14 protein-coding genes are annotated in these 16,767 nt (G+C 64.4%); 7 read left to right on the plus strand and 7 right to left on the minus strand.

From position 1 onward, the window contains the following. Positions 1 to 138: 138 nt before the first annotated feature. From KI242_RS26515 to KI242_RS26525, 3 genes are all read left to right on the plus strand, one after another. Positions 139 to 912 carry an SDR family oxidoreductase gene (locus KI242_RS26515; protein ID WP_015637019.1) on the plus strand — a complete coding sequence of 258 codons (774 nt, stop codon included), beginning with the start codon at positions 139 to 141 and terminating at the stop codon, positions 910 to 912. A gap of 109 nt (positions 913 to 1,021) precedes the next feature. Further along, complete coding sequence (locus KI242_RS26520) at positions 1,022 to 1,930, plus strand: LysR family transcriptional regulator (RefSeq protein WP_019093558.1); 909 nt, start codon at positions 1,022 to 1,024, stop codon at positions 1,928 to 1,930. Between the two features lie 53 nt (positions 1,931 to 1,983). Continuing rightward, positions 1,984 to 2,511, plus strand: a complete 528-nt coding sequence (locus KI242_RS26525; RefSeq protein WP_015637021.1) for a GNAT family N-acetyltransferase — start codon at positions 1,984 to 1,986, stop codon at positions 2,509 to 2,511. A 39-nt stretch (positions 2,512 to 2,550) separates the two neighbouring features. On the opposite strand, the gene KI242_RS26530 is transcribed toward KI242_RS26525, so the two are convergent. Both KI242_RS26530 and KI242_RS26535 read right to left on the minus strand, forming a co-directional pair. After that, positions 2,551 to 3,867: a PAS domain-containing methyl-accepting chemotaxis protein gene (locus KI242_RS26530; protein ID WP_011063454.1), complete on the minus strand. Its 1,317-nt coding sequence runs from the start codon at positions 3,865 to 3,867 to the stop codon at positions 2,551 to 2,553. Positions 3,868 to 4,140: 273 nt separating this feature from the next. Continuing rightward, positions 4,141 to 5,457, minus strand: a complete 1,317-nt coding sequence (locus KI242_RS26535) for a PAS domain-containing methyl-accepting chemotaxis protein (protein WP_011063455.1) — start codon at positions 5,455 to 5,457, stop codon at positions 4,141 to 4,143. 216 nt (positions 5,458 to 5,673) lie between these two features. On the opposite strand from KI242_RS26535, the gene KI242_RS26540 reads away from it, so the two are divergent. Continuing rightward, the gene (locus KI242_RS26540; protein ID WP_011063456.1) at positions 5,674 to 6,168 is read left to right on the plus strand and encodes a RidA family protein; all 495 of its coding nucleotides are present in this window, start codon (positions 5,674 to 5,676) and stop codon (positions 6,166 to 6,168) included. Between the two features lie 60 nt (positions 6,169 to 6,228). Here the strand turns inward: KI242_RS26540 and KI242_RS26545 are convergent, their stop codons facing one another. Beyond that, the gene (locus tag KI242_RS26545; RefSeq protein WP_103289258.1) at positions 6,229 to 6,561 is read right to left on the minus strand and encodes a DUF2790 domain-containing protein; all 333 of its coding nucleotides are present in this window, start codon (positions 6,559 to 6,561) and stop codon (positions 6,229 to 6,231) included. 321 nt (positions 6,562 to 6,882) lie between these two features. Here KI242_RS26545 and KI242_RS26550 point away from each other — a divergent pair, with 321 nt between their 5' ends. Then, positions 6,883 to 8,211 (plus strand): OprD family porin, encoded by a 1,329-nt coding sequence (locus KI242_RS26550; RefSeq protein ID WP_011063458.1) that lies wholly within the window; start codon positions 6,883 to 6,885, stop codon positions 8,209 to 8,211. Positions 8,212 to 8,387: 176 nt separating this feature from the next. After that, complete coding sequence (locus KI242_RS26555; RefSeq protein ID WP_011063459.1) at positions 8,388 to 8,609, plus strand: hypothetical protein; 222 nt, start codon at positions 8,388 to 8,390, stop codon at positions 8,607 to 8,609. 173 nt (positions 8,610 to 8,782) lie between these two features. On the opposite strand, the gene KI242_RS26560 is transcribed toward KI242_RS26555, so the two are convergent. The 3 genes from KI242_RS26560 to KI242_RS26570 form a co-directional block, all read right to left on the minus strand. Then, positions 8,783 to 11,920: a CusA/CzcA family heavy metal efflux RND transporter gene (locus tag KI242_RS26560; RefSeq protein ID WP_212805684.1), complete on the minus strand. Its 3,138-nt coding sequence runs from the start codon at positions 11,918 to 11,920 to the stop codon at positions 8,783 to 8,785. Positions 11,921 to 11,946: 26 nt separating this feature from the next. Then, positions 11,947 to 13,116, minus strand: a complete 1,170-nt coding sequence (locus KI242_RS26565; protein ID WP_123431436.1) for an efflux RND transporter periplasmic adaptor subunit — start codon at positions 13,114 to 13,116, stop codon at positions 11,947 to 11,949. A gap of 200 nt (positions 13,117 to 13,316) precedes the next feature. Beyond that, on the minus strand, positions 13,317 to 14,567 hold the full coding sequence (locus tag KI242_RS26570) for a TolC family protein (RefSeq protein ID WP_212805685.1): 1,251 nt from the start codon (positions 14,565 to 14,567) through the stop codon (positions 13,317 to 13,319). A 386-nt stretch (positions 14,568 to 14,953) separates the two neighbouring features. On the opposite strand from KI242_RS26570, the gene KI242_RS26575 reads away from it, so the two are divergent. Further along, positions 14,954 to 15,628: a heavy metal response regulator transcription factor gene (locus KI242_RS26575; protein ID WP_011063463.1), complete on the plus strand. Its 675-nt coding sequence runs from the start codon at positions 14,954 to 14,956 to the stop codon at positions 15,626 to 15,628. Between the two features lie 57 nt (positions 15,629 to 15,685). Here KI242_RS26575 and KI242_RS26580 read toward each other — a convergent pair whose 3' ends face one another. After that, positions 15,686 to 16,624, minus strand: a complete 939-nt coding sequence (locus tag KI242_RS26580; protein ID WP_212805686.1) for a cation diffusion facilitator family transporter — start codon at positions 16,622 to 16,624, stop codon at positions 15,686 to 15,688. Positions 16,625 to 16,767: the final 143 nt, after the last annotated feature.

The raw sequence follows: 16,767 nt of genomic DNA on the forward strand, positions 1-16,767 counted from the left end.
TGTAGCCCCATCGCGGCCGTCGGCAGGCAAGGTCATTGGCCGGTTTTTCTGGATAATCCGTCCAGCCGCCGACGGCTTATCAACAGCGGTGCAGACACTAGACTCAGCCTTCACCCCAATTGTTGAAGGACCCGCGCCATGACCGATCACTCCCTGAACAACAAAGTCGTGCTGATCGCCGGTGGCGTGAAGAACCTCGGCGGCCTGATTGCCCGCGACCTGGCCAGCCACGGTGCCCGGGCGGTGGCCGTGCACTACAACAGCAACGCCAGCCGGGCCGACGCCGAGGCCACGGTGGCGGCACTCAAGGCCCTGGGTGTGGAAGCCCAGGCGTGGCAGGCCGACCTCACCCGCGCCAGTGCCGTGGAGCAGCTGTTCAACGAGGCCAAGGCGCGCTTCGGCAAGATCGACATCGCCATCAACACCGTGGGCAAGGTGCTGAAGAAACCCATCATTGAAATCAGCGAGGACGAGTACGACCAGATGTTCGCGGTCAATGCCAAGAGCGCCTTCTTCTTTATCAAGGAAGCCGGCAAGCACCTGGAGGACAACGGCAAGCTGGTGACCCTGGTGACTTCGCTGCTGGGGGCCTTCACTCCGTTCTATGCCGCCTATGGCGGCTCCAAGGCGCCGGTGGAACACTTCACCCGGGCCGCGGCCAAGGAGTTCGGTGCCCGCGGCATTTCAGTGACTGCCGTCGGCCCCGGGCCCATGGATACCCCATTCTTCTACCCGGCCGAAGGCGCCGACGCCGTGGCGTACCACAAGAGCGCCGCAGCCCTGTCGCCTTCGAGCAAGACCGGGCTCACCGATATCGAGGACGTGGTGCCCTTCATTCGCCACCTGGTCACCGAAGGCTGGTGGATCACTGGCCAGACCTTACTGATCAACGGCGGCTACACCACCAAGTAATCCTGGCGCCCAAGGGGTAAATTGGCCTGCCGAGCCGCAGCATCGATCGCCTCGGCCGATGCTGCGATCCACTGCCGTCAGGCGCCCCCGAACCAGGATCGTTCAAACGATGGATAAGCTTGAGCAATACCGCGTGTTCATCCAGGTGGCCGACATGGGTAGCTTCATCAAGGCTGCCCATGCCCTGGAACTGCCACGGGCCACCGTCTCTTCCGCCGTGCAGCAACTGGAAACCGGCCTCGGCACCCGACTGCTGCACCGCACCACCCGCCACGTGCAGTTGACCGCCGACGGCGCCATTCTGCTGGAACGGGCGCGGCGCCTGCTGGCAGACGCCGCCGAACTCAACCAGTTGTTCCACCACCGCCAGATAGACGTCAGCGGGCGCTTGAACATCGATGTGCCCAGCCGCATCGCCCGGCGCCTGATCGTCCCCGCCCTGCCCCGATGGCTGGCGCAATACCCCGGCCTGCAACTGGCCCTGGGCGCCAGCGATCGCAGCATCGACCTGGTCCAGGAAGGCATCGACTGCGCGATCCGCGTCGGCAGCCTGGCCGACAGCAGCCTGGTCGCCCGCCCCCTGGGGCAACTGGCGCTGATCAACTGCGCCAGCCCCGCCTACCTGGCCGAACAGGGCGAGCCCCACACCCCCCAGGACCTGCAGAACGGCCAGTGGATGGTCGGTTATGCCTCCCCGGACACCGGCCGCGAGCAGCCCTGGGAATACCTGCTGGAAGGTCGCGAGCACCTGCTGGGGCTGCCCAGCCGGGTGATCGTCAACAACGTCGAGAACTACATCGCCTGCTGCCGGCAGGGGCTGGGGCTGATCCAGGTGCCACGCTTCGACGTGCAGCACCTGCTGGACCGTGGCGAGCTGGTGCAGGTGCTCCGTGAACTGCCGGTGGCGCCCATGGATATCTGCGCGCTATACCCCGACCGGCGCCATCGCTCGCGCCGCCTCAACGTGTTCATCGAATGGTTCGCCGAGCTGATCAAACCGCACCTGGAGGCTTGCTGAACACCCGCGGATCGTGAGAAGAAAGCGCCTTCACGGATTGAGGCACTGGCACCATGACCCACCTGCACATCAGCGCTCCACACCTCGACGACCTGGATGACCTGCTGGCCTTCGAAGGGGAAAACCGAGCGTTCTTCGAAGCCTCGATCAACGCCCGGCCTGCCACCTACTACTCCCGCGAAGGGGTCGCCGAAGCCATAAACCAGGCGTGCGAGGATGCCGAGGCAGACCGCGGCTATCAGTTCCTGATCCGCGACAACGCAGTGCTGGTGGGGCGCGTCAACCTGCACCGGGTGCAGCGCCCCTACTTCAATTGCGCGGAACTGGGCTACCGGGTCGGCGCCCGCTTCAACGGCCGCGGCATTGCCCGCACTGCGGTGCAGCAGGTGCTGCTGCGCGCCTTCGGCGAACTGCAACTGAGCCGCATCGAAGCCAATGCGCGGCCGCAGAACACCGGTTCGGTGCGGGTGCTGGAAGCCTGCGGCTTCTCTTGCTACGGCCATTCGCGGCGCAGCTTCCTGTTGCACGGCGAGTGGTTCGACCGCTTGCACTACGAGTGCCATGGGCCTGCGCCACGCTAGCAACCCGGGCGTGCGCCCCCAAGACGCACGCCCACGCCCTCAGGCCGACAGCTGGTTGGCGAACTGGCCGACCGCGCTGACCACTTTCTGCGCACCGTCCTGAATCTCGACGATGACCGTGCCAGCCTCCGCTGCCAGGGTCAGGCCCTGTTCCGCCTGCTGCCGGCCCTCGGCCATCAGTTCCACCGCCGAGCGGGCCATGTCCTGGTTCTGGCGCACCACGCCGACGATCTCGTCGGTGGCATTGCTGGTGCGCGAGGCCAGTTGCCGGACCTCATCGGCGACCACCGCAAAACCCCGCCCCTGTTCACCGGCCCGGGCCGCTTCGATGGCCGCATTGAGGGCCAGCAGGTTGGTCTGTTCGGCAATCCCGCTGATGGTCTTGACGATGCTCGCTATCACCAGGGACTGCTCGTTCAGGGCTTCGATGCCGTCCCCGGCCTGCTGCATGCAGGTAGCCAGGTCACGCATCACGTCCAGGGTCTCGGTGACCACCGCCGAGCCGCGCTGGGCGCTGGTGTCGGTCTGTCGGGAGATGCTGTAGGCGATGTCCGCCGCCTCGGCCACCCGTTGCTCCTGGTTCACCTGATCGGTGATCAGGATGGCGAACTTCACCACCTTGTAGAGCTGGCCACTGGCGTCCAGCACCGGGTTGTAGGAAGCGTCGAGCCACACCACCCGGCCCTGGCTGTCGATGCGCTTGAACCGCTGGGCGATGTATTCGCCGGCGTTCAACCGTGCCCAGAACTCCTGGTAGCCGGGCCCTTCGTATTCCTGCGGTTCACAGAACAGGCGGTGGTTCTGGCCCTGGACCTCATCCAGCCGGTAGCCCATGCAGGCGAGAAACCGCGAGTTGGCCGTCAGCACCCGGCCTTGCAGGTCGAACTCGATCACCGCAGAGGAGCGCAGCAGCGCCGCCATCAGGTTTTCATGCTCGCAGGCACTTTCCACCGAAGCGCTCTGGTCGGTGCAGATCAGGTTGTAATGATCGAGCCGCCCGGCGCCATCGCGGATCGGCTGCACGCAGACCTGCAGCCAGGCCTCGCGGCCGCCTCCGCGTTGCAGGCGCAATTGGCCGGTGTAGCTTTCGTTGCGCCCCAGGGCCGCCTTGAATTCGCGATACAACGGCACAGCCTGCGGGTGGCGCGAGATGATGCTCTCCAGGGCCACGCCGGCCAGTGGCTGGCCATCGAGTTCCAGGGCCTGGATGAAGTTCTGGTTGGCCCGGCGGATGGCCCCCTCGCCATCGAGTTCGAGATTGAGCACCTGGCTTTCCAGGCAGGCCTTGAATTGCTGCAGAGCGTTCAGCTCGTCGCTCAGGGTGGCAAGTTGCTGCTTCAAACGTTTGTTGAACATGGATACACCGACAGACTAGGAGTGGATACAACAACCCCTAGCCATCGGCGCAGTTTGGGCTTTCTCCAAGCCCCGCAGCGCTTTCCAGACACTTCCTACAAGCCTCTAGGAAATTTCTTGGTTTTTCTTGGGCGCAGCCGTCGCCCGGGGCCCTATCGGTCAGGCCCGAGTGTCTCAGCGTGGGAAATGAATGGCGCCAAGGGCGCCGGGGCTGGCCGGTGCCGCCCTGAAATCCACAGTGCCCCATGGCGGGAGCACTGTGCTGGGGAGCAATCAGGAGGACAGTTGGTTGGCGAACTGGCCGACCGCGCTGACCACCTTCTGCGCGCCGTCCTGGATCTCGACGATCACGGTGCCGGCTTCCGCCGCCAGGGCCAGCCCCTGCTCGGCCTGCAGCTTGCCTTCGGCCATCAGTTCCACGGCTTCGCGGGCCATGTCCTGGTTCTGGCGCACCACGCCGACGATTTCCTCGGTGGCCTTGCTGGTGCGCGAGGCCAGTTGCCGGACTTCATCGGCCACCACGGCGAAACCACGCCCCTGCTCACCGGCCCGGGCCGCCTCGATGGCCGCGTTGAGTGCCAGCAGGTTGGTCTGCTCGGCAATCCCGCTGATGGTCTTGACGATGCTGCCGATCACCAGGGATTGCTCGTTGAGGGCACCAATGCCTTCGCCGGCCTCCTGCATGTGCTTGGCCAGATCGCGCATCACGTTCACCGCCTCGGTAACCACCGTGGTACCGCGCTGGGCGCTGTTGTCGGTCTGCAGCGAGGTGTTGTAGGCAATGCTCGCCGCCTCGGCCACGGCCAGTTCCTGGTTTACCTGGTCGGTGATCACGGTGGCGAACTTCACCACTTTGTAGAGTTTGTTGTTGGCGTCCATGACCGGGTTGTAGGAAGCCTCCAGCCAGACCACCCGGCCATGAGCGTCGATGCGCTTGAAGCGCTCGGCGATGAACTCCCCGGCGTTCAGGCGTTTCCAGAAGGCCTGGTAGGCCTGGCTGTTGTACTCCTCCGGCTCGCAGAAAATACGGTGATGCTTGCCCTGAATCTGCGCCAGGCTGTAGCCCATGCTGGAAAGGAAGCGGTCATTGGCCGTCAGCACGTTGCCGTTGAGGTCGAACTCGATCAGCGCGGTGGAACGCATCAGCGCGCCAATCAGGTTCTCGTGCTCCCGAGAGGCCTCGATGGTGCGGGTCAGGTCGCTGGAGAAGATCGCGAAATACTTGATCCGCCCCTCGGAGTCGCGAACCGGCTGAGAGATGGAACGCAGCCAGGCTTCCTGGCCATTGCCGCGCAGCAGCCGCACCGCCCCGGCAAAGTGTTCGCCCCGGGTCAGGGTCGCCTTGAACCGCAGGTGAAACTCATCATGCTTGACGTGTTCCGGGACGATGTCCTCCAGGGCCCGGCCCACCAGATCGCCAGTCTTGTAGAGCATTTCCTGGGCGAAATTGTGATTGACCGACTGAATCCGTCCATCGGCGCTCAGGTTGATGACGAGCATCTCGCTTTCAAGGCTCTCCTTCACTTGCTGAAGGCTCGAAAGTTCTTCGCGTAGAGTCGACAACTCCTGCTTCAAGCGTTTATTGAACATGAGGATGTACCGGGGGGGGCTGAAAAAGTGGACTGCTTTGGGCCTAACATCGGCCCTGAAAGATTTTTCTTAATAGCCATTGAGGCTTGTCTGACAAAAATAATTCCGCAGCCAGCAAGGCCGCAGAATTCGGGCCCGCAGCCGGGGATTTCGCGCAACCAAGGAGCGCGTATAGTCGGCGACGGGAAATTCCAGGGCGATCGACGGAGTTGGACTATGGATGCATCACGCAAGGCACTTTTCCAGCAGGCCGCAGCACAGGTCGGACACAGTTTCGAAGGCGAGATGCGCATTGGCGGCAATTACGTGCCGGCGGTGCGCAATGGCGATGAGGTGTATGTCAGCGGGCAGATCCCGCGTATCGACAATACCGTGATGGTGGTTGGCCGGGTCGGTGCCGAAACCTCCCTGGAACAGGCCCGGCACGGGGCGCAGATCTGCACCCTGCGGGCCCTGGCGATCCTCGAGCAGATGCTCGGCGACCTGCAGCGGATCAAGCGCATCCTGCGGATCAACGTCTATGTACAGAGTGCGGCGGACTTCACCCAGCAGAGCGAAGTGGCGGACGGCGCCTCCGCAGTCCTCTATTCGATCTTTGCCGACGCCGGCGTACACACCCGGACCTCGGTGGGGGTCTATCAATTGCCCAAGAATGCCTCGGTGGAAGTGGACATGATCGTCGCCCTGCACCCCGGCTCCGGCAACGACTGAGTACAGCCACGCTGGCCGGGCCCACCCCTGCGGGCCCGGCACAGCAGCGCCGGCGGCCCATCAACTGCCGTTGTTGCGGCACTGGCCCATGACCTGGTACTCGATGGTCTTGAGCTGGCCGGCGGAATCCTCATACGTCATGCGCGAAGGCACCACCTCGCAGGACTTGATCGGCGGGGTCACGTTGACCACCTTGGCGACATCCAGCTTCATGCCGTAGCGGTACGCCTGCACCACCGGCGCCGGCTTGCCCTGGTTCGCCGCATAGCGCTCCATGGCCTTCTGGTTTTCCACCATGGCCCGGGCGAACGTACGGTCGCCTCCCCCTTCGGCCTGCACCAGGGAAGCCAGGCTCAACAGCAGCGCGGCGAGACTCAGGTTGATTGCTTTCATCACAGTTTCCTCGTCCAGTTGACGCCAGCGAGGATAAGCAACCGACCCTGTCAGGATGATCGCGGGCAGATTACTTATCTGTAATGGGCGCTGCCGACAGCCCGCCCTACCCGGGATAACCCCCGGCCCGTCGGGGTTTTGGCCCGGGCCCTGGACGGCTTTCTTGCACAATTGTAATGACCGGGTCACCCCGCCGTTATCTGCCGTTTGCAACTATCGACAGCGACTGGGCAGGCGTTGCGACGCCTGCCGGTCGAGCCCAATAAGAACGCCTCTGGCGATATAAAAGTTGATAGCTGCCAACACTCAGGAGCGACCCCCATGCGTATCAATCCCCCCTTGTCCCTGTCCGTGCTCGCTGCGGTACTGGGGCTCAGCCCTATGGCGGCAGTGGCCGCCGAGGAACGGCCCGAAGGCTTTGTCGAAGGCAGCCGCCTCGACCTGCTGCTGCGCAACTTCTACTTCAACCGCGACGACCGCAAGGGCCAGTCCAGCCCCACCGGCAACGGCTATTCCGAAGCCTGGGCCCAGGGCCTGATCGGCCAGTTCGAATCCGGCTTCACCCAGGGCACGGTGGGCTTTGGCCTCGATGCCTTTGCCATGTACGGCCTCAAGCTCGACTCTGGCACCGGCCGCAGCGGCGGCGGTGGCTCCTTCGGCATGCTGCCGCTGAACCACGACAACCGGCCCGCCGACAGCTACGGCAAGGCTGGGGGTGCGGTGAAAATGCGAGCCCTGGATACCGTGGTGAAAGTCGGCGATGTGTTTCCCAAGACCCCCGTGGTGCACTACGGCGACTCCCGCCTGCTGCCGGAAAGCTTTCGCGGGGTGACCCTGGAGAACACCAGCATCGACGGCCTCAACCTGCAGGGCGGCCGCCTGCATGCCATGAGCCAGCCCGACAGCAGTGGCATGCGCGATGGCTTCGCCACCTTCTACGCCGGCAAGGTGGACTCGCCCTGGGTCGGCTACTTCGGCGGCGACTACCGGCTCAACTCCAATCTCAACTTCAGCCTCTACAGCAGCCGCCTGAAGGACGCCTGGGACCAGTACTACTTCGGCGTCGCGGGCAACTACCCGCTGTCCGACCAACTGAGCCTGTTCAGCGGCTTCAACTATTACAAGGCCGTCGATGAGGGCAAGAAACTCCTGGGCGAGTTCGACAACAACATCTGGAGCGCCAAGGTCGGCGCCACCTACGGCGCCCACACCCTGGCCCTGTCGCATCAGCGCAACAACGGCAACGACGACTTCGACTACCTGCGCCAGTCGGACTCGATCTTCCTCGACAACTCGATCCAGTACAGCGACTTCAACTCGCCCAAGGAACGCTCGTGGATGGTCCGCTACGACCTCGACATGCAGCCCCTGGGCATTCCCGGCCTGTCGTTCATGACCCGCTACGCCCGCGGCAGCGGCGCCGACTACAGCCACGCCAACTCGGTGTACATGCGCCGCGATGCGGCAGGTGACCCACTGACCGACCAGCGCCGCTGGGAGCGGGATATCGAAGCCAAGTACGTGTTCCAGGGCGGCAGCCTCAAGGATCTGTCCCTGCGCATCCGCCAGGCGACCATCCGTTCCAGCCAGTTCGAATCCGACCTGGAAGAGTTTCGCCTGATCGTCGAGTACCCCCTGGCCCTGCTCTAGAGAGCGGCTCCGGGCAGGCGCCAGGCCTGCCCGGTGTTAAAACTTCTTCACAGACTCATGCCTTTCAGAACTGTAATATCGGCCTCACCTTCTCGTTAGGTTGGCCTTCATATACTCCCGGACACACTGGCAGCCACCGTGTTTTTCACGGCCGCCCAACGTGTCAGGAGAAGCTCATGCGCCCAACCCAACTGTTATTGATCGGCCTACTGGCCACAACCAGCTCCGCCACCTGGGCCGCTGATGGCAGCGAACGCCCACAGCAGGTCCGCGAAGCTTTCCTGGCCAGCCAGGAACAGATCCACGGCGACGCCAACCAGGAAACAGCCGCCACCGGCAGCACCGGCAAAGCCCCTCGCGATGCTTCTGCGCCTACCACGGCCGAAGAAGACATCTGACAGCGATTGCCTACCGAGCACATTCATCTCTTGAAGCGTTTTTTCTGATGCTCCTTTGGAAAGAGATGAATTTTTAGCGCCCCCTTGGGGCGCTTTTTTTTGCCCGAAAATTGCCGCAGGACTGACACCTGTAGCCGCTGCCTGCGGCAGCGGCTACAAGAAGCGGCGCGCGATCAGTCTTCTTCCCTGCGATGCGCCCATTGGTACAGGGCAGGCAGCACCAGCAAGGTGAGGATGGTGGAGGACAGGATGCCGCCAATCACTACCGTGGCCAGGGGCCGTTGCACCTCGGCGCCGGTGCCGGTGGCCAGGGCCATGGGGATGAAGCCCAGGGAGGCCACCAGGGCGGTCATCAGTACCGGGCGCAGTCGGGTCAGGGCGCCTTCATGAATCGCCAGGGACAACGAGCGCCCTTCCTCTCGCAGGTTACGGATAAAGGCAATCATCACCAGGCCGTTGAGCACGGCGACCCCGGACAAGGCAATGAAGCCCACCCCCGCCGAGATCGACAGCGGTATGTCCCGCAGCCACAGGGCCATGATCCCGCCGGTCAGGGCGAAGGGAATCCCGGTGAACACCAGCAGGCCATCCTTAAGGTTGTTGAACATCATGAACAGCAGCCCGAACACCAGCAGCAAGGCCACCGGCACCACCACCTGCAGGCGCTGGGAGGCTTCCTGCAATTGTTCGAACTGACCGCCCCACGTCGTCCAGTAGCCGGCCGGGACTTTGACCTTCTCGGCAATCAGGCCTGTGGCCTCTTCGACGAAGGAGCCGATATCCCGCCCGCGCACGTTGGCGCTGACGATCACCAGGCGCTTGCCGTTCTCACGGCTGACCTGATTGGGGCCCAGCACCAGATCGAGGCTGGCCACTTCCGACAGGGCGATGAAGCCGATCTGCCCGTTGGCCGTGCCCGCCGTCGCCGGTATGGGAATCAGCAGCCGGGACAGGCCGTCGATATCGGTGCGCAGTTGATCGGACAGGCGCACCACCATGTCGAAGCGCCGGTCGCCTTCGTACAGGGTGCCGGCCTGGCGCCCGCCCACCGCAACGGCGATGGTGTCTTGCACATCCCCCACGTTGAGGCCGAAACGTGCGGCCTTGTCGCGGTCGATATTGATGGTCAGCACCGGCAGCCCCGAGGTCTGCTCGACCTTGACTTCCGAGGCGCCAGGCAAGCTCTGCAAGACCGTGGCAATTTGCGTAGCGGTCTTGTTCAGCACCGCCATGTCATCGCCAAACACCTTCACCGCAACATCGCTGCGCACCCCGGAAATCAGCTCGTTGAAGCGCAGCTGGATCGGCTGCGACAGCTCGTAGGCGCTGCCCGGCACCAGGGCACTGGCACGCTGGATATCAGCGATCAGCGCCTCTCGAGACTTGTTCGGGTCCGGCCACTGGGCCTTGGGCTTGAGCATCAGGTAGCTGTCGGAAATATTCGGCGGCATCGGGTCCGAGGCGATCTCCGCGGTGCCGGTGCGGGCGAACACCCGCTCGATCTCCGGCACTTGCGCCAGCAGGGTTTTCTCCAGGCGCTGCTGCATGTCCACCGACTGAGTGAGGCTGGTGCCGGGCACCCGCAGGGCCTGCTGGGCAAAGTCGCCTTCGCTGAGGCTGGGGATGAATTCACTGCCCATGCGGCTGGCCAGCAGCGCACTGCCAGCGAGGATCAAGCCGGCCAGGGCGAAGGTCAGGCCACGCCGGGCCATCACCCAGTCCAGCACCGGGGCGTAGCCGCGCTTGGCGCTGCGCATCAGCAGGTTTTCCTCTTCCTTGACCTTGCCGGTGACAAACAGCGCGATGGCTGCCGGAACGAAGGTCACCGAGAGAATCATCGCCCCCAGCAACGCCATGACCACAGTGAAGGCCATGGGGTGGAACATTTTCCCGGCCACCCCGGTAAGGGCAAAGATCGGCAGGTACACCACCATGATGATCAACTGGCCGAAGATCAGCGCGCGCCGGGCTTCCTTGGCCGCGGCAAAGACTTCATGCAGGCGTTCGGAGCGGGTCAGCATGCGCCCGTGGTGCTGCTGGGCATGGGCCAGGCGGCGGATGGCGTTCTCGACGATAACCACCGCGCCGTCGACGATGATGCCGAAATCCAGGGCACCGAGACTCATCAGGTTGGCGCTGACCTTGTTACTGAACATGCCGGTGAAGGTGAACAGCATCGACAGCGGGATCACCAGGGCGGTGATCAGCGCCGCGCGGATATTGCCCAGGAACAGGAACAGAATCACGATCACCAGCAGCGCGCCCTCGAAGAGGTTCTTCTTCACCGTGGCGATGGCCTTTTCTACCAGGTTGGTGCGGTCGTACACCGTGACCGCCACCACGCCTTCGGGCAGCGAGCGGTTGATCTCCTCAAGTTTCTTCGCCACCGCCTGGGACACGGTACGGCTGTTCTCGCCGATCAGCATGAACACGGTGCCCAGCACCACTTCCCGGCCATTCTCGGTGGCCGCGCCGGTGCGCAACTCGCGGCCGATCTGCACGTCGGCCACGTTGCGCACGCGGATCGGCGTGCCGTCGCTGCTGCTGATGACGATGTTGGCGATGTCCTCGATGGACGCCAGTTGCCCCGGCGCGCGGATCAGCAACTGCTCGCCGCTGCGCTCGATGTAGCCGGCGCCGACGTTGGCGTTGTTGCGCTCCAGGGCCGTCACCAGGTCGCTCAGGGTCAGCTTGTAGGCCGCCAGGCGCTTGGGGTCCGGGGCAATCTGGTACTCCTTGGCAAAGCCGCCGATGGTGTTGATCTCGGCCACGCCCTGCACGTTGCGCAGTTGCGGCTTGATGATCCAGTCCTGGATCACCCGCAGGTCGGTGGGGGTGTAGGGCGTGCCGTCCTCCTTGCGGGCGCCCTCCTCGGCCTCCACGGTCCACAGGAAGATCTCCCCGAGCCCGGTGGAAATCGGCCCCATCACCGCCTCCACACCGTCGGGCAATTGCTCGCGAGCCACTTGCAGGCGCTCGTTGACCAGTTGGCGGGCGAAGAACAGGTCGGTGCCGTCCTTGAAGATCACGGTTACCTGGGACAACCCCGAGCGCGACAGCGACCGGCTCTGCTGCAACCCCGGCAGGCCGGCCATGGCCGTCTCGATGGGAAAGGTGATGCGCTGTTCGGTTTCCAGGGGTGAGAACCCCGGCGCCGCGGAGTTGATCTGCACCTGGACGTTGGTGATGTCCGGCACCGCGTCGATCGGCAGCTTCTGGTAGCTGGCGATGCCGACGCCGGCCATCAGCAGCACCGCCAGCAGGACGATGATGCGCTGCTCGATGGCGAATTGAATGATGCGTTCAAACATGGGAAGTCACTCTCTGATGAGGCCGATCAATGGCCGTGGTCGGCCGCGCCCTTGCCCAGTTCGGACTTAAGGGTAAAGCTGCCGCGGGCGGCTACCTGGGCCCCGGCTTCGAGGCCCTCGCGGATCTCGACAAAACCGTCCTGGCTGGCCCCGGTGACCACAGGCGTGGCCTGGAACCCCTCGGCCACGCGGACGAACACCGAGGGCCGGTCTTCCACGGTCTGGATCGCCGTCTGCGGCACGCTGACCGGTGCGTCGAAGGCTTCGGTGGCCACCTGTACCGAGACGAACAGCCCCGGGCGCCAGGCGTCATTGGGGTTGGCCAGGGTCACCCGCACCGTGGCGGTGCGGGTCTGTTCCCCCAGCAGGCTGCCGACGTAGGCCACCTGGCCCTGGACCTGGGTCCCCAGCTCACTGGAGCTGACCTGCACCGGCTGGCCGACCCGGACCTTGTCCAGGTCCTTGGGAAACACGCCGAAGGTGGCCCAGACCCGGGACAGGTCCGAGAGGGTGAACGCGGCGCTGGTTTCGCCCACCACTTCGCCCACGCTCAGGTGTTTTTCCACCACCACACCGTCGAACGGCGCGCGCATTTCATAGCGGTTGCCGCCCACCAACTGGGCGCTGCCGCTCAGGGCATTCATCTTCTGCCGGGCATTGTTGAGGGCGATTTCCGCCTCTTGCAGGGCCTGGCGTGCCAGCAGGTAATCCTGCTCGGCGGAGATCTGGTCGACCCACAACTGGCGCTCGCGCTGGAAGGTGGTACGGGCCAGTTCCACCCGCCGCCCGGCGGCGGCCAGCTCGCTGCGCTGATCGGAGATCTGCTGGCTGGCGATCACCGCCAGCAGTTCGCCGCGCTTGACCGACTGGCCGAGGTTGACCTGTACCGACTCCACCACACCGGCGGCCCGGGGCACGATGTGCGAGGTACGGTCCTCGTCGAAGCGGATCTCTCCCGGCAGGCTGAGTACCCGGTTGAGGCGCCGCGGACCGGCTGCGGCCAGCTCGATGCCGGCGGCCTGGATCTGTTCCGGGCTGAGTTCCAGATGGCCCTCGGGCTCCTGGGCGCCGTGCCCGGCCTCCTCGGCCTGGGGCACCGTTACCGGGCTGGCGAACAGGCCCGGCAGCAGCAAGGCCGCCAGCCCGAGGCCGACCACTGCCGTGCTGGCCAGAACAAGGCTGCGTTTTTTATCCATGGGGACTCCTGAATCGATCGAGGGTCGGTAGCGCCAGGCGCTGCCTTACGGGGTAGAGGGAAACAGCCATTGACCAATGGCCCGATGCAGCTCATGCACGCACCAATGCGCGGGTGGGTCTTCGGGGGCTGTCGGGGGTGCGCCACTGCAGTCGCTCACCAGCAACGCGGCAAGGCACGCCAGGCCCATCAGCCAGGGTTTCACCAACGGCTGAGGTCGCCGTAGATGCGCTCGATCCGTACCCAGGCATCGGTGGTTTGCGCCACCGCGGCGAGGTACTGGGTACGCGCGCCGATCAGGGTGCGTTGAGCATCGAGAACGTCGAGAAAGCTGAACTTGCCCATCTCGAAGCCCTGGGTGGCGCTGTCCACCGCACGCTGGGCGGCGGGCAGGATGGTCTGGTTGAAGGACTGCACCTCGCCCCGGGCGGTGTTCCACTGTTCCAGGGCCTGGCGGGTTTCGGTACGCAAGCGCAATTCGGTGGCGTTGCGCAGGTCCCGGGCCTGGTCGGCGCGGCGGGCGGCGGACAGCACGTTGCCCTGGTTGCGATTGAACAGCGGCAAAGGCATCGACAGCCCTACCAGGTTGACCCGCTCCCGGGCGCTGGCGTCGTACTGGCTGCCCACGCTGACGTCCAGGTCGGGAATGCGCTGGGCCTTCTCCAGCCCCAGGGACGCCTCGCGCTGCACCACTTCCTGCTCCGCCAGGCGCAGTTCGGTGGTTTCCGGCAGGCGGCCAAGCAACTGTGCCGGAGCCGGCAGCGCCGCCAGTGCCAGGGGCTGCTCCTGCACCCCGGCAAAGTCGCTGGTGGCCGCGCCAGTGACCATGGCCAGGCGTCGGTAGGCATTGTCCTGCTCCATCTGCCCCCGGTTCAGTTCCAGGCGCACCTCGGCCAGTTGCACCTGGGCCCGGGTGGCTTCCACCGGCGAGGCCTTGCCGGCGTTGACCCGGCCCTGGGCTACCGCCACGCCCCGTTCGGCCAGGGCCAGGGAGCGCCCGGCCAGTTGGGTGCGTTCCTGGGCCCGCAGCGCCGTGTAATAGGCATCCAGAACATCCGCACGCAACTGGTTGCGACGCCGCTCCAGCTCCAGGGCCGCCAGTTCCTGACCGCGACTGGCCACGTCGATCCGTGCTCCGCGCTTGCCCCCCAGCTCCAGGGCCTGGCCGAGCTTGACCGAAGTGGTGCGCGAATCCCGGCGGGTGTCCTCGGCGTCCACCGAAAGCACCGGGTTGGGGATGAGCCCGGCCTGCTGGCGGGCGCCCTGGGCGATGTCGATCTCCCAGCGTGCGGCGGCCAGTTCAGGGTTGTTGGCAAAGGCTCGGGCCAGGGCGCTGTCCAGGCTCAACAGCGGTTGCTCGACGGCGCTTGCAGATTGGCTCGCCAGGGCCAGCAACAGGGTCAGGACGCAGGTGCGTGCTGCCAGGGCAGATATTCTCGGGAAAGTCGGCATAACAAGTTCCGGCCCCTATGGAGGCAAAGTGTCTGCGAAGTTGCAGCGCACCATATCGACGCTTATCCACAGGAGTTCCGGCCGATATGAAACTGCAGCAGTTCGCCCATTGACAGGGAGAGTTTCAAGTTCGGCCAACTGTAACTTTCAGTGCTTATCAGCAGGGTGGCGCAAAGATTACAAATCCGTTAGCAAAGGCTCTGTCTCAAGGTTCTGTATTAACATCCGGCTATTCGAAGTGAACATCAAGAGCACTTTTCAAGTGCCAGCAAGCGAACTTTAAAGAACACGAATACGGCACGGGGCCGCACAACTTTCGAGCATTGGCCCGCTGATTACTCGCGTCTTTTCGTTACTGTCCCCCACCTGCCGAGAACCTCATTTTCATGCGTATTCTGGTCATCGAAGACGAACCCAAGACCGCTGACTACCTGCATCAGGGGCTGACTGAAAGTGGCTACGTGGTGGATTGCGCCAACAACGGCGCGGACGGCCTGCACCTGACTCGCCAGCATGCGTACGACCTGGTGATCCTCGACATCAACCTGCCGCACATCGACGGCTGGGGCGTGCTCGGGCAAATCCGCCAGGACAGCAGCACCCGGGTGATGATGCTCACCGCCCAGGGCCGGCTGGCGGACAAGATCCGTGGCCTGGACCTGGGCGCCGACGATTACCTGGTCAAGCCGTTCCAGTTTCCGGAATTGCTGGCCCGGGTCCGCACCCTGATGCGCCGCAGCGAACAGGCGCCGGTGCCGGATGTGCTGCGGGTCGCCGACCTGGAGCTGGACCAGGGCCGGCACCGGGCCTTTCGCGGCAAGCAGCGCATCGACCTGACCACCAAGGAGTTCGCCCTGCTGCACCTGCTGATGCGCCAGAGCGGCGTGGTGCTGTCGCGGACCCAGATCATTTCCTTTGTCTGGGACATGAATTTCGACTGTGACACCAATGTGGTGGAAGTCTCGATCCGCCGCCTGCGGGCGAAGATCGACGACCCTTTCGAACGCAAGCTGATCCACACCCTGCGCGGTGTGGGTTATGTCCTTGAAGAACGCGACTGAGGCGCGGCCGTGTTCGCCGGCAAGCCGGCTCCTGCACAAGACGCAAGCGCGGCTCCCTCAATGTTCATGCACCTGCTCATGAAACCCTGCCTGCTCCACCTGCAAGGTGACGTGGGCAATGTCGAAGCGCTCCTGCAGCAGCTCGGTGACCTCGGCCAGGATCGCCTGTTCATCCCGCCCTTGCAGGTGCGCCACCAGATGCGCGCTAAGCACGTTCTTGCCGCTGGTCAGGGCCCAGATATGCAGGTCGTGCACATCACTGATCCCCAGCACCTGGCGTATGGCCTGCTCCACCTGGTCGATGTCGACCCCGTCCGGCACCCCTTGCAGCAGCACGTTCATGCTCTCCTTGAGCAGGGTCCAGGTCCGAGGCAACACCCACAGGCCGATGGCCGCGGCCACCAGGGAATCGACCCAGCCCCAACCGGTGAACATGATCACCAGCGCGGCGATGATCACCCCCAGTGAACCGAGCATGTCGCTCCATACCTCCAGGTATGCACCCTTGACGTTGAGGCTCTGGCTGCTGCCGGAGGCCAGCAGGCCCATGGAGATCAGGTTGACGATCAGCCCCAGCACCGCGATCACCAGCATTCCCGTGGACTGGATCTCGGCCGGTGCCTGCAGGCGTTGCCAGGCCTCGAACAGAATGTAGAACGCCACCACGAACAGCAGCAGGGCGTTGAACGCCGCGGCGAGGATCTCGAAGCGCGCATAACCGAAAGTACGCTTTCGGTCCGCCGGGCGCTTGGCGACCTGGATCGCCACCAGGGAGATGGCCAGCGCCAGGGTATCGGTGAGCATGTGCGCGGCATCCGACAGCAGCGCCAGGGTATCGGTGAGCATGTGCGCGGCATCCGACAGCAGCGCCAGGCTGCCGGTGACAAAGGCCCCGATGACCTCGGCGAGCATGAAGCTGCCGGTCAGCCCCAGGGCCATCCACAACTTGCGTTCATGCCCGGCCCGTACCTGGCCGTGACTGTGTCCTGCGCCCATGAAAGATCCTCGTTTGGCTGGTAAAGCGTGGCTCTGATGATAGTTCGATTGGCCAGGTGCCCAGGGCTGGATAAGCGAATTGTCATCTGCCGGTTATCCGCCGGTTATCCAGGGCAGGCCCATAGTTAGCCGGCTAACGAATG

The organism is Pseudomonas sp. Eqa60 (assembly GCF_018326405.1).
Lineage (GTDB): Bacteria > Pseudomonadota > Gammaproteobacteria > Pseudomonadales > Pseudomonadaceae > Aquipseudomonas > Aquipseudomonas protegens.